Source organism: Streptomyces sp. NPDC051173 (genome assembly GCF_040689515.1).
GTDB lineage: Bacteria > Actinomycetota > Actinomycetes > Streptomycetales > Streptomycetaceae > Streptomyces.
The window spans coordinates 34,905-46,921 of sequence record NZ_JBFBBD010000056.1; the positions used below are offsets into that span (position 1 = coordinate 34,905).

13 protein-coding genes are annotated in these 12,017 nt (G+C 67.6%); 8 read left to right on the top strand and 5 right to left on the bottom strand.

Annotation, left to right across the window (positions count from 1 at the left end; all coding sequences use genetic code 11):
• The first annotated feature begins 42 nt into the window (after window positions 1-42).
• The 6 genes from AB0435_RS25000 (at window position 43) to AB0435_RS25025 (ending at window position 4,321) form a co-directional block, all read left to right on the top strand.
• The gene (locus AB0435_RS25000; protein WP_366427996.1) at window positions 43-852 is read left to right on the top strand and encodes a helix-turn-helix transcriptional regulator; all 810 of its coding nucleotides are present in this window, start codon (window positions 43-45) and stop codon (window positions 850-852) included.
• A complete protein-coding gene (locus AB0435_RS25005) occupies window positions 849-1,031 on the top strand; it encodes a DUF397 domain-containing protein (protein ID WP_366427997.1) in 183 nt (60 codons plus the stop codon). Before AB0435_RS25000 ends, AB0435_RS25005 begins: the two co-directional genes overlap by 4 nt.
• Window positions 1,032-1,545: 514 nt before the next feature.
• Window positions 1,546-1,911 (top strand): hypothetical protein, encoded by a 366-nt coding sequence (locus AB0435_RS25010; protein ID WP_366007339.1) that lies wholly within the window; start codon window positions 1,546-1,548, stop codon window positions 1,909-1,911.
• A 6-nt stretch (window positions 1,912-1,917) separates the two neighbouring features.
• Window positions 1,918-2,400 carry a hypothetical protein gene (locus AB0435_RS25015; RefSeq protein ID WP_366427998.1) on the top strand — a complete coding sequence of 161 codons (483 nt, stop codon included), beginning with the start codon at window positions 1,918-1,920 and terminating at the stop codon, window positions 2,398-2,400.
• A 926-nt stretch (window positions 2,401-3,326) separates the two neighbouring features.
• Window positions 3,327-4,139 carry a helix-turn-helix transcriptional regulator gene (locus AB0435_RS25020; RefSeq protein WP_366427999.1) on the top strand — a complete coding sequence of 271 codons (813 nt, stop codon included), beginning with the start codon at window positions 3,327-3,329 and terminating at the stop codon, window positions 4,137-4,139.
• The gene (locus tag AB0435_RS25025) at window positions 4,136-4,321 is read left to right on the top strand and encodes a DUF397 domain-containing protein (RefSeq protein WP_366428000.1); all 186 of its coding nucleotides are present in this window, start codon (window positions 4,136-4,138) and stop codon (window positions 4,319-4,321) included. The genes AB0435_RS25020 and AB0435_RS25025 overlap by 4 nt, the downstream gene beginning before the upstream one ends.
• Before the next feature lie 28 nt (window positions 4,322-4,349).
• On the opposite strand, the gene AB0435_RS25030 is transcribed toward AB0435_RS25025, so the two are convergent.
• Window positions 4,350-4,652 (bottom strand): hypothetical protein, encoded by a 303-nt coding sequence (locus AB0435_RS25030; protein ID WP_366428001.1) that lies wholly within the window; start codon window positions 4,650-4,652, stop codon window positions 4,350-4,352.
• 74 nt (window positions 4,653-4,726) lie between these two features.
• Window positions 4,727-5,626, bottom strand: a complete 900-nt coding sequence (locus tag AB0435_RS25035) for a MerR family transcriptional regulator (RefSeq protein WP_366428002.1) — start codon at window positions 5,624-5,626, stop codon at window positions 4,727-4,729.
• Window positions 5,627-5,717: 91 nt separating this feature from the next.
• Here AB0435_RS25035 and AB0435_RS25040 point away from each other — a divergent pair, with 91 nt between their 5' ends.
• Window positions 5,718-6,584, top strand: coding sequence for an alpha/beta hydrolase (locus tag AB0435_RS25040; protein WP_366428003.1), 867 nt, complete (start codon window positions 5,718-5,720; stop codon window positions 6,582-6,584).
• Here the strand turns inward: AB0435_RS25040 and AB0435_RS25045 are convergent.
• Complete coding sequence (locus AB0435_RS25045; protein ID WP_366428004.1) at window positions 6,554-8,437, bottom strand: transglycosylase domain-containing protein; 1,884 nt, start codon at window positions 8,435-8,437, stop codon at window positions 6,554-6,556. The two genes, AB0435_RS25040 and AB0435_RS25045, sit on opposite strands and share 31 nt — an antisense overlap.
• A gap of 152 nt (window positions 8,438-8,589) precedes the next feature.
• Window positions 8,590-9,123: a GNAT family N-acetyltransferase gene (locus tag AB0435_RS25050; RefSeq protein WP_366007330.1), complete on the bottom strand. Its 534-nt coding sequence runs from the start codon at window positions 9,121-9,123 to the stop codon at window positions 8,590-8,592.
• 558 nt (window positions 9,124-9,681) lie between these two features.
• Between AB0435_RS25050 and AB0435_RS25055 the strand changes: the two genes are divergently transcribed.
• Window positions 9,682-11,154, top strand: coding sequence for an amino acid permease (locus AB0435_RS25055; protein ID WP_366007329.1), 1,473 nt, complete (start codon window positions 9,682-9,684; stop codon window positions 11,152-11,154).
• A gap of 82 nt (window positions 11,155-11,236) precedes the next feature.
• On the opposite strand, the gene AB0435_RS25060 is transcribed toward AB0435_RS25055, so the two are convergent.
• Window positions 11,237-11,731, bottom strand: coding sequence for a peptidylprolyl isomerase (locus AB0435_RS25060; RefSeq protein ID WP_366007670.1), 495 nt, complete (start codon window positions 11,729-11,731; stop codon window positions 11,237-11,239).
• Between the last annotated feature and the right edge of the window lie 286 nt (window positions 11,732-12,017).

The following is a 12,017-nucleotide window of genomic DNA, read 5'->3' on the forward strand; positions in this document are numbered from 1 at the left end:
ACGTCCCTTGGTACCCAGAGGACTAGGGACGGGCAGGTACCGATGACGGGTGAACTCGCCAATCCGCCGACAGCATGGCGGTACTGCGGAAACCAGATGAAGCTGTGGCGCACCGAAGCGGGCGTCAGCCGCGAGGAGCTGGCGACGGAGACGGGCTACGGCGCCGAGACGATCAAATCGATGGAACAGGGCCGACGACGGCCCACGCTTCGCGTGCTCGAGATCGCAGACGATCTGTGCGGGGCACAAGGGAAGCTGAAGGCCGCGTATGTGTACTTGCAGCCGGAGCCGTTCGTCCCCTACGCCCGGGAGTTCATGCTGTACGAGGGCGAGGCAATCGCCCTCAGCTCGTATCAGCCTCTCCTCATCCCGGGCTTGCTTCAGACCGAATCGACCATGCGGACACTGTTCAACACGCACTGGCCGCCTCTGACCGACGAGACAGTCGAGGAACGGGTGAAAGCGCGCCTCGCGCGGCAGGCCATCCTCCAAGAGCAAGCCAAGGCATTCAGCTTCGTCATCGGAGAGGCTGCCCTGCGTAACACCCTTGGCTGCCCTGAAGCTCACAGACGACAGCTGCTCCATCTGCTGCAAGCAGCCGAGCAGCGCAACATCGTCATCCAAGTGTTGCCGATCGAGGGCGCACATCCTGGGCTCGATGGGTCGTTTCTCCTGCTGGAGACACCAGAGCGCAAGTGGCTCGTCTACGAAGAGGGTCAGATCGGCAGTTCACTGTGCTCGGATCCCGAGAGGATCAGTGACCTCACCCAGCGCCATGCAATGATCGCTCGATACGCCCTCAGCCCCGAGGAGTCGACGCAGTTCATAAGGAAGTTGGCGGAGAGTCTATGAACACCGAGCTGGCATGGTCCAAGTCCAGCTACAGCACCACCGCCGGTGGCGAGTGTGTCGAAGTCGCCACCGGCTCCCAAACCATCCACATACGCGACTCGAAGCGCAGAAACGGCCCCCGACTCACCGTGCCCGCACCCGCCTGGGCCGACTTCATAACCCACTGTTTGTACCGGTAGTTCGTTAAGTCCAGCGGTATTCGGGGTTGGCGGCAGGGCGGGCCGTAGGCCGGTGGTAGAGAGCCGACTGCCGCACTGGGGGCCGAAGATGACCACGCGCCGTGCATTTCTGCCTGCGCCGGGACCGCTGGAAGACTACGCGGCCCGGTTCGATGACCTCTTCGTCAGCCTCGCGCAACGGCGCAAGTTCATGAGCACTTGACCGGGTTGCCGGCGCTGCGGGACCGGAACAAGGCGATCACCCGCCTGGCCGGAGCGGAGCCTGTGACCGGAGCAGAATCTCGGGGGTGCAGCGGCTGTAGCTCCTCCTCCCGGAGTCCACCTGGGGCGCCTCGTAGTAGGGGCCGCGGCCGCGGCCAGCACATACCCTCTGGCTGGATCTTGCACATTCGTGGCCAACGAAAGCACTTGCGGCACTTCCACTCCAGGGCTACCGTGCATCCATGCCGTCAAAGCATCAACTTGCCTACACATCAAGCAAGTTGGCATAAGCGCGCATGGACATCGGGGGACCATGACGGGCTTGAGTTTCGCACGGTTTCGCGATTCCGCCCTGGCCGTGATCCTGGTCGCAGTTCTGGCGGCATGTCACTCGCAGCCGGAGGACAGAGGTGTTGTGCCCTCGGTCGGCGCCAAGGCCAACCAGGACAACGTGTTCAATCTGAGCACTGTCCCGCACCTGCCCATCCGGGCAGCCGACGACAAGGCGGGCGACCATGCCGAGACCCCCATACGTCGCCCCGCACTCGACTACACCGAGACCTTCGAGATCCTCCGCCGCTACCAGGGCTTTGGTGAAGTCGCAGTCGCTGACGCGAAGCTTCGGATGCCCCTTTACGACATCTTCGAGAAGTACAACCGCATCATTCGCGAGTCCTGACAGATCGTGATTACGGCATCCAACCCCTGGCAAGGGCACAACTTCGCAGTTCTGATCGCCATTCTGAGCGCCGGCGGGGCGACTCTGCTGAGCCTCATCGGGTACCTGTGCTCGCGGCTCACCCGACAGGTCCGCCAGGAATACACCCCCTTCTGCCTATGGCGGGATCTGTCCCTGCTGACGGCCGCCGCCGCGCTCGCCGTCTACGTATGGGGGTGCCTCCACTTCCTCTTCCTGACAGTCCATGAACTGGCCCAGAGATGCGAGCGGCAGCGCCCCTCGGGAGCATCGACCCTGATCGGCCTCAGAGGCGACTTCATTCCGCTGCGTGCCGTGTGCGAGGTATCGAACGGCCACGACTACTCCATCGTCATCCCCAGCTACATCAACCCAACCGTCGCTCTCTTTCTGCTGCTCGCCCTCATCTGCACCCTCGCCTCCGTCGTTCTCCACCACAAGCAGCACACGACAACACGGAGGAAAGGCTGACCCGTTGAGCCCCACCGGCATAACCCGCAGACACGCTCTCATCGCCGCGGCCGGTGTCACCGCCACCGTAAGCCTCGCCTCCACCGGGCTCCTCGCCACCCCGGCCGTCGCCGCACCGCAGCCCCTCAGGGACGACGACCTGAAGGAGGCCCTGCGCCGCGTCGAAGCCCGGCGCCGTCGGCTTCTCACCAGCCGACCGTCCGCCAGCGGATGGGAGATGCAGAGGGCCGCCGACGACGGCGGTGACATCGTGACCCGTCACGTGGCGGGCACCGGCCTGAACGTCTCCGTACCGTGCGTCCGGGCGACGCACGTCTGGCGCGGGTCGCGGCCAAGATCCGGACCTGGGACGGAACTCCGGGCTCGGGGGCCGGGGCGATACCCGACGTGACGGAGCCCTCCCGGCGGCGCCAAGCCGCCCGCTACCGCTGAGTGATCCGACACCTGACGGCGCTGAACGCGGACAGGAACCGCCGGGCGGCCCCGTAGGAGCGGAACCTGCCGGTGACGATCACTGCGGCACGTGTCGACAACCCTTGAGCCTGTTCTTACTGCCGACACCCCTGTCGACGTGATGGAACGCGCGAGGCTCAACGCCGCCAAGGCGTTGGAAGGACACCAGAGAACGTCGGCGCAACATCCCTCGTCACGCTGTGTGCCTCCAATAAGCCTTCCCAGCGCCTTCGGCGACGAGTCGCCGGCAGGCGAGACGGACCTCAAGGCGCTGTACGGTTCCCTGGCACCGGTGGCCCAGCATCTGCGCTCCACTCGCAGCCGCGTCTGAACCTCCCGAAGGCGGGGCGCCGTTGCCCGGCGCCCCGCCTCCTTCACTCGTGCGGGAGAAATTGATTCGAACCCGACGTGTTCGACGCTTGCGCGCCCTAACGTCCCTTGGTACCCAGAGGACTAGGGACGGGCAGGTACCGATGACGGGTGAACTCGCCAATCCGCCGACGGCATGGCGGTACTGCGGAAACCAGATGAAGCTGTGGCGCGTGGAAGCGGGCGTCAGCCGCGAGGAGCTGGCGGCGGAGGCGGGCTACGGCGCCGAGACGATCAAATCGATGGAACAGGGCCGACGACGGCCCACGCTTCGCGTGCTTGAGATCGCAGACGATCTGTGCGGGGCACAAGGGAAGCTGAAGGCCGCGTACGCATACTTGCAGCCGGACCGGGCTCCCGCCCGTGCGCACGCCTTCCTGGAGGCGGAGTCCATCGCAGTCGCCATCCACAACTACCAGACCGTCCTGATCCCGGGTCTGCTCCAGACCGAGGAATACGCGCGGATCCTCATGAGTGGCCAATGCCCACCCGTGGACCAGGCGACCCTCGAAGAGCGTCTGGCGACTCGGATGCGGCGACAAGAGATGCTGACGCAAAGGCCGACCACGCTCTTCATCTTCGTGATCTACGAGGCTGCATTGCGCACCAGGGTCGGTGGGCGTGATGCCATGGCCAGGCAACTGCAACGCCTGCTGGATGTCGGCGCGTTGCCCAACGTATACATCCACGTCCTCCCGGCCGATCGATGCCAACACGGCTCACTGAACGGCTCGATGGTCTTGGTGGAGAGCCCTGAGCACGAAAATCACGTCTACCTGGAGTGCCAGGGGACCAGCACACTACTCACGGACCGGAACGAGGTCAGCGGCTACATGCAGCGCTACGGCATGTTCCGGTCCCAAGCCCTCAGCGCCGAAGATTCGGCGGAATACCTCAGGAAGTTGATGCAGGAATGACGACCCCACCGTCGGCATGGTGCAAGTCGAGCTACAGCGACGACGAAGGCGCCGAATGCGTCGAAATCGCCGCCCAGCCCGACACCATCCACATACGCGACTCGAAGCGCAGAAACGGCCCCCAACTCGCCGTCCCCGCCCACGCCTGGGCGGACTTCATAAGCTACACGTCCGACGCCTAGGCGGGGGAAGTGCCCGTGCGAGCGCGGGTCACTCCCACCCGATGCCCACCCCGTACAACAACCCCGAAGCGGCGTGGACGGCCACCGGCACGACCGCTCCGTTCCAGGGCTTGCGCCGTCGCGCCGCGCACAGCGCGAGGGCGAGGACGGGACCGACCCAGCCGAGCACGTAGAGGATCACGGTGATGCCGTCGACGCGGTCGAAGAGTTGCGAGGCCCGGCCCACCCGTGACAGCAGGCACAAGAAGGAGAACACCAGCGTCGAGCCCCAGAGGTTCGCCTCGACGGACTTGGGTCCGGGAACGGCCGTCGTGCCGTCGTGACCTGTCATGGTGTCAGCGCCTTCCCCCGAATCGAACCCCTTGATCGTAACTTGGGGAGGTTATTGCTGGTCAAGGGGTTGACTTACCCAGCCCTCGAACTCAGCGCCGCGCACAGCCACGCGTCCGTCGCCCCCGGTGTCGGGTCCGGTGAGCCCGTCACCACCGCCGTGAGTCGCCAGTAGTCGTCGATGCGGAGCTCCGACGCGAGCTGGACGCCGAGTTCGCGGCGGAAGACGGCTGTGTCCCGTACGCCGCGCGCCCGCGCATGGGCGGAGACAAAGCAGTCGAGGGCCTCGCCCCCGCGCGGCGGGCGCGCGCCCCGTACGTCCGGTGCGGCCAGCGCGTACGCCTCGATCAGGCCGTCGAAGAGGACGTCGGGGCGGTAGTCCGGGTCGGGGCGGCGCGCCACCGGGCGGCCGGTGTTCGGGCAAGGGCCGGAGGCGAACGCGTGCAGGCGGGCGAAGGCCAGTACCTGCGCCGGGGTCGGTGCGGCGGGCGGTTGCGGGACGGCCTGGTCGACGATCACGGTCACCAGCCGGGCGGGGAGCCGCGGGGGCAGCCAGCCGCGCCAGAAGCGGGCGAGCGCGGCCGTGCTGGGCGGGGTGCCCACGGCGCCTATGAGGCGCAGCCGGTCGGCGCGTTCCCCGGGGGTGCAGTCCTGGAGCAGTTGGAGGGCGGCCTCGCGCCAGCGCAGAGCGGCCATCTGCGAGCCGAGTTCGCGCAGTTGCCGGGCGACGGCGTCCTCCAGCGCGTCCTCCTTCTCCAGGACCCGGCCCACTTCCGGCACCGGGAGGTCCAGCGTGCGCAGTGAGCGGATCAGGCGGAGCCGGTCGAGCGCCTCGGGGCCGTACCGGCGGTGGCCGCCGCCGCTGCGATCGGTCTCGGGCAGCAGACCGCGGTCGGAGTAGAAGCGCACCGTCTTGACGGTGACTCCCGCGTGCTCGGCGAGCTCTCCGATGCTCCACATCTCGTCGGTCGACAAGGCTTGAACCTCCCTCAGGGGGAGTTCCTACCGTACTGGTCAACGCGCACGGCCCACGGGGGTGGCCGTGCCCGATCACGAGGAGACAGACATGACGGCGTTCGTGCTGGTACCGGGCACTCATATGGGCGGCTGGCTGTGGCGGGAGGTGGCCGGCCGGCTGCGGGCGGCGGGTTCCGAGGCGTACGAGGCGACGCTCACGGGCATGGGCGACCGCCGCCATCTCGCCGGGCCGCAGACCGACTTGGAGACCCACACCGAGGATCTGACGCAACTGATCGACCACGTGGACGCGCCGGAAGTGGTGCTGGTCGCCCACTGCTACGGCAGCTATCCGGTGCTGGCGGCCGCCGACCGGCGCCCGGAGCGCGTCTCGCGGGTCGTCTATGTGGACGCGCCTCTCCCGCAGGACGGGCACTCGATGCTCGGCCAGGTGCGGGAGCAGATGCAGGACGAGGTGATCCGCGAGGCGATGCTACGCCGGGCGGCGGAGGCCCAGGACGGCTGGCGGATGATGCCGCCGGCGCTGGACGAGGCGCGGAACCCGGCGAACCTCACGGGGGTGTCCGAGGAGGCGCGCGTGCGGCTGAACCGCCTCGCCGCGCCGCAGCCGCTGGGCACGTTCACCCAGCCGCTGCGGCTGGCGGGCGGCACCGCCGGGATGCCGATGACGGGCGTCTTCTGCACGGCGGGCGGGCCGGGCATCGCGATGGTGGAGGCCCTGGTGGCGTCGGGTGACCCGCGCTTCCAGGAGCTCGCGGAGCCCAGGTGGGGCTTCTTCGAACTCGCCACCGGGCACTGGCCGATGCTCTCGTGCCCGGACGAGCTGGCCGAGGTGCTGCGCCGCGCGGCGGCCGGCGAGGGCCACCGGGTGGGCGCCGGCCGTCAGGACGCGGGCGCCAACCGTCAGGACGTCGGCACCGGCCGTCAGGACGCGGACCGCGTCGCGCCCGTGTAGTCGGCCCAGATCCGCTCCGGGAAGCCGTTGCCCCGCTGCGACGTGTCGCCGCCCACGTCCGACATGGGCAGCAGCTTCCCGTCCTCGGGCTTCATCCGGAACATGGTCACCGCCGTGGAGATCTCCTTCGTGTATCCCACGTACCAGGCCGACCTCAGCCGGTCCTGGTCGCCGGTGCGGCCCGCGCCGCCCAAGGCGTCGGAGACGTCCTTCGCCACCGCCTTCGGCAGCGCGCGCCGCGCCTTGGCCCGGCTCTCGAAACCGCCGACCGGCTGGCCGTCCTTGAGGAGCTTGGTCACCGAATAGGGGTCGTTCTGCAGGCCCTCGTCGGCGAATGTGCCGTACGCGCCGGCCATACGGATCGTGCTGGGCGTGGACGTGCCGAGAGGAAAGGAGTCGTCCGGCGGCGCCATGCTGTCCTTGAGCAGCCCGGAGCGGATCGCGGTGTCCTTCACCTCGTCGATTCCCACCTCTTTGCCGAGCCGCGCGTAAGTGGCGTTACCGCCCTTCGCGAGGGCCTGGCGGAGGCTCGGGTGGGAATCGTCGGGCTGTGCTTTCTCCGACGGGTTCTGCAATTGCCCGTCGTCGCCGTAGAAGCTGTCGGGCAGTACGTCCTGCCGGTCGCCCTTCTTCGTCTCCGCGCCGTGCTGGAGGGCGGCGGCGAGGACGAACGGCTTGAACGCGGAGCCGACCGGCACGCCCGACGTATCGGCGTTGTTGGTGAAGTGCTTGGTCGCGTCGGGGCCGCCGTAGAGCGCGAGGATCGCGCCGTCGGAGGGGCGTACGGAGGCGGCGCCCACCTGGACGTCCTCGTCGGCCGGACGCTTTTTGGGGTCGATGTTCTTGTCCAGCACGCCCTGCACGGATTTGGTCAGTTGCTGGACACGGCTCTTGTCGAAGGTCGTGTGGATCTTGTAGCCGCCGTGGGCCAGGTCCTGATCGGTCAGCATCGAGTGCGACTTGATGTATTTGTTGGCGACGTCGACGAGATAGCCGGTCTGGCCGCCGAGGCTGGTGGCCATGGACTGCTTGTGGGGCTCGGGGAAGGTCCGGTATTTCTCCCGCTCCTCCTGGGACATCCGGCCGGTCTTGACCTGCCGGTCGAGGATCCACTTCCAGCGCCCCTCGGCGCGCTCGTGGTTGTTGGAGCTGGTCGAGGGGTCGTACAGCTCGGCCCCCTTCAACAGCGAGGCCAGCAGCGCGCCCTGGCTCGGGTCGAGCTTCTTGGCGGGAATGCCGTAATACGCCTGGGCGGCGGCCTCTATCCCGTACGCGCCCCGGCCGAACCAGCTGGTGTTCAGATAGCCCTGGAGCACTTCCTGCTTGCTCTTGGTCCGGTCGACCTTGAGCGAGATGATGAACTCCTTGGCCTTCCGGGTGACGGTCTGCTCCTGCGAGAGATACGTGTTCTTCACGTACTGCTGGGTGATCGTGGAACCACCCTGCGTCTCCTGCCCCTGCACCGTGCTGACGAGGGCCCGGAAGATGCCCTTCGGGGACACTCCGCGGTCGCTGTAGAAACTCTCGTTCTCCGCCGCTATCACCGCGTGCTGCGCGGACTCGGGCACGTCGGAGAGCCGCACGATATTGCGGTTGACCTTGCCCATGCTGACCATCTGGGTGCCGTCCGCCCAGTAATAGGTGTTGGCCTCCTGGACGGCGGCCGCGTTCTCGTCGGGGATGTCCACGCTCGCGTACACCCAGGCGAACAGCCCGGCCAGCGCGCCGACACCCAGCACGAACGTGCTCAGCAACTGCCGCCAGGACGGCAGCCACCGGCGCACGCCGCTTCTGCCGCGCCGGGGGTAGTCGATGAACCGCTTTTCGCGTGCGTGCCGTTGTTTCGTGCGCAAGGTTCGAAACGCTCCTGCTTATCGGTGTCTCCGTCAGAGACGACCGCGCCGGGGGGCGCGGTTGGCCGATGGCATATGAGCGTTGTGTGACAGCCCCATTCGGGCGGGGGTTTGGCGGAGCTTGCCGTGAATCGTCCGGCCGGGCTCCGCGGTTACCCCTGGTATTCCGTGAGGTCGATGGCGTGGATGCTCAGCGCGTGGCCGTACTCCGGGTGCGTCGTCTCGCGCTCCGGCGCCATGCCGAGCTTGCGGATGACATTCGCGGAGGCTTCGTCGCCAAGGCGGCTGATGCAGATGACACGGTCCAGATTGCGGTCCTGGAGCGCGAACTCCAGCGTCGCCTGCGCGGCCTCGGATCCATATCCCTGACCCCAGAACTGCGAGCCGATCCGCCAGCTGATCGCCACCTCGTGCGCCGCCTCCGGCAGGAACTCCGGCACGGACAGACCCGTGAAGCCGATCAGCTCACCGGAGCCGAGGAGCTCGACGGCGAAGAGCCCGAAGCCCTCGTCGTCCCACTCCTCCTCCCAGCGCTCGATGTCCTCGGCCGTCTCGTCCAGGCCGCGCACGGAGCCGTCGTCGACCCACTGCATGACCCGCGGGTCCGCGTTGATGTCCGCCATGGGCGCGAGGTCGTCGTCGTGCCAGCGACGCAGGATGAGGCGGGGGGTGCGGATCTCGGTCATGCCCCTATCTTCGCCGGTCACCGCCACGGGCCGCGCACCGCCCGCGGCTGATGTATTGCCCCATACACATAAAGAAGGATGGAAGCGCTTTTCCATTTCCACCCCCGAGCGGCGTGGAACACATTCCGGGCACGGGTGCGTGTTCTTCTCCACATTCCCGCCGGTGATCCTCACCTTTGACGAATCCCGGGCGCCGTGCCGCGATCGGGCGGACCGGTGAACTCCCTTGTGCGGCAAGGGGAACCACGCCCCGGAAGGCCCGGGAAATCCCTCCGCGAGGCCATAAAACGTGTAAGCGGCCCACTAGCCGACCGCCCCTGACTCGCACAAGCCCTTACCTCGGGTACGACCAAAAAACAAATCTTCACAAACTCTTGACGTCCGGAGCGCCCGCCTCACACCATTCAGCGCAAGGCCCTGCTCGACCGACACCCGGCCAGGACCGGAATCCCGCCTTCTCAAAGGCGGCACCCCGGCCCCCCGCTCCCCCACAGTGGCCGCACCGCGGAAACCAGAGACAAGGCCCGGCCCCGCTCCCCCCAAGAAGGCGATACCTCTATGAGTGACCGCACGCTCACCGCGGGCGACACCCAGCCCGACACAGCTGTCACGGCACCGGCGTCCCAGCACGTCGACGCCGGTGACGCGGGCTACAGCAAGGACCTGAAGTCCCGGCACGTCAACATGATCGCCATCGGTGGAGCGATCGGCACCGGCCTCTTCCTCGGCGCGGGCGGCCGCCTGCACAGCGCCGGCCCCTCCCTCTTCATCGCCTACGCGGTGTGCGGCGTCTTCGCCTTCTTCGTCGTCCGGGCCCTCGGTGAGCTCGTCCTCTACCGCCCGTCCTCCGGCGCGTTCGTCTCCTACGCCCGCGAGTTCATGGGCGAGAAGGGCGCGTACACGGCCGGCTGGCTCTACTTCCTCAACTGGGCCACCACCGGCATCGCCGACATCACCGCGGTCGCCACGTACACCCACTACTGGGGGGCGTTCAGCAGCCTGCCGCAGTGGGTGATCGCCCTCATAGCCCTCGCGGTCGTCCTCACCGTGAACCTGATCTCGGTGAAGTACTTCGGCGAGATGGAGTTCTGGTTCGCGATCATCAAGGTCGCCGCACTGATCACCTTCCTGGTCATCGGCGTCTTCCTGCTCGCCTCCCAGCACGACGTCGGCGGCCACACCCCGGGCCTGGGCAACATCCTCGACCACGGCGGCGTCTTCCCCACCGGCGTCATGCCGATGCTGATGGTCATCCAGGGCGTCGTCTTCGCCTACGCCTCGGTCGAGCTGTGCGGTGTCGCGGCGGGCGAGACCAAGAACCCCGAGAAGATCATGCCGAAGGCGATCAACTCGATCATGTGGCGCGTCGGCATCTTCTACGTCGGCTCGGTCATCCTGCTGGCGCTGCTGCTCCCGTACAACGCCTTCACCGGCGACGAGAGCCCCTTCGTCACCGTCCTGTCCAAGATCGGTGTGCCGTACGCGGCCGGCGTGATGAACCTCGTCGTGCTCACCGCGGCCCTCTCCAGCCTCAACTCCGGCCTCTACTCCACCGGCCGCATCCTGCGCTCGATGGCGATGTCCGGCTCCGCGCCGAAGTTCACCGGCCGCATGAACAAGGGCCAGGTGCCCTACGGCGGCATCCTGCTCACCGCCTTCTTCTGCGTGCTGGGCGTCGGCCTCAACTTCGTCGTCCCGAAGGACGCGTTCGAGATCGTCCTGAACTTCGCGGCGATCGGCATCATCGGCACCTGGGGCATGATCATGCTCTGCTCCCTGCTGTTCTGGCACCGCTCCAAGGACGGCCGGGTCACCCGCCCCGGCTACCGCCTGCCGTGGGCGCCGTACACCCAGATCGTCACGCTGGTCTTCCTCGCCGGTGTCCTCGGCATCATGGCGTCCGACCCGGGCCCGAGCCGTACGACGGTCCTGTGCCTGCCGGTGATCGCGGCGGCGCTGGTCGGCGGCTGGTACCTCGTCCGCGGCCGCGTCGCCCGCGTCCAGCGCGAGAAGGAGCTCCAGCAGGGGTAGGCGCTTCCAACGCCGAAGGGCCGGCCGGTACGGATGATCCGTACCGGCCGGCCCTTCGGCGTTTCTCGAGGTGCGGGCGTCGTTACGCCACGACCCCGGACTTCGCGATGGTGACCTTCGCGCGGGTCGAGCCCGACTGGGTGCCCAGGGACTCGATCTTCTTGACCAGGTCCATGCCCTCGACGACCTCGCCGAAGACGACGTGCTTGCCGTCCAGCCACGGGGTGACGACGGTGGTGATGAAGAACTGCGAGCCGTTGGTGTTCTTGCCCGCGTTCGCCATGGAGAGCAGACCCGGGCGGGTGTGCTTGAGCTGGAAGTTCTCGTCGGCGAACTTCTCGCCGTAGATGCTCTTGCCGCCCGTGCCGTTGCCGGCGGTGAAGTCGCCGCCCTGCAGCATGAAGTCCGGGATGACCCGGTGGAAGCTCGAACCCTCGTAACCGAAGCCGTGCTGGCCGGTGGCGAGCTCACGGAAGTTCTTCGCCGTGTTGGGAACGACGTCGTCGTGCAGCTTGAAGACGATACGGCCCGCGGCCTCGCCGTCAATGGTGATATCGAAGAAGACGTTGGAAGACATGGCGCCATCCTGTCATAGGCGGTGTGGGGGGCGGGGTGGTGGCGCGGGGGTGTGTCCGGGTGGCGGTTGTTCGCGCCTGCGGCGGGCTTGTTCCCCAGCCCCGCCCCTTCCCGAAACCGGGGAGACCCCGGACCCCAACGCGGCTGCGCCGCGTGTCCTCAAACGCCGGACGGGCTGAATTCGCTGGCTACGGTCCGCACCATCCAGCCCGTCCGGCGTTTGAGGACAGCGCGCGAAGCGTGCTTCGGGGGCCTGGGGGCTCGCCCCCAGTTCGGGAAGGGGCGGG

Excerpts from the sequence above, each read along its gene's own strand:
- AB0435_RS25000 (WP_366427996.1), top strand. The coding sequence starts at position 43 with ATGACGGGTGAACTCGCCAATCCGCCGACAGCATGGCGGTACTGCGGA.
- AB0435_RS25005 (WP_366427997.1), top strand. The coding sequence starts at position 849 with ATGAACACCGAGCTGGCATGGTCCAAGTCCAGCTACAGCACCACCGCC.
- AB0435_RS25010 (WP_366007339.1), top strand. The coding sequence starts at position 1,546 with ATGACGGGCTTGAGTTTCGCACGGTTTCGCGATTCCGCCCTGGCCGTG.
- AB0435_RS25020 (WP_366427999.1), top strand. The coding sequence starts at position 3,327 with ATGACGGGTGAACTCGCCAATCCGCCGACGGCATGGCGGTACTGCGGA.
- AB0435_RS25025 (WP_366428000.1), top strand. The coding sequence starts at position 4,136 with ATGACGACCCCACCGTCGGCATGGTGCAAGTCGAGCTACAGCGACGAC.
- AB0435_RS25030 (WP_366428001.1), bottom strand. The coding sequence starts at position 4,652 with ATGACAGGTCACGACGGCACGACGGCCGTTCCCGGACCCAAGTCCGTC.
- AB0435_RS25040 (WP_366428003.1), top strand. The coding sequence starts at position 5,718 with ATGACGGCGTTCGTGCTGGTACCGGGCACTCATATGGGCGGCTGGCTG.
- AB0435_RS25050 (WP_366007330.1), bottom strand. The coding sequence starts at position 9,123 with ATGACCGAGATCCGCACCCCCCGCCTCATCCTGCGTCGCTGGCACGAC.
- AB0435_RS25055 (WP_366007329.1), top strand. The coding sequence starts at position 9,682 with ATGAGTGACCGCACGCTCACCGCGGGCGACACCCAGCCCGACACAGCT.
- AB0435_RS25060 (WP_366007670.1), bottom strand. The coding sequence starts at position 11,731 with ATGTCTTCCAACGTCTTCTTCGATATCACCATTGACGGCGAGGCCGCG.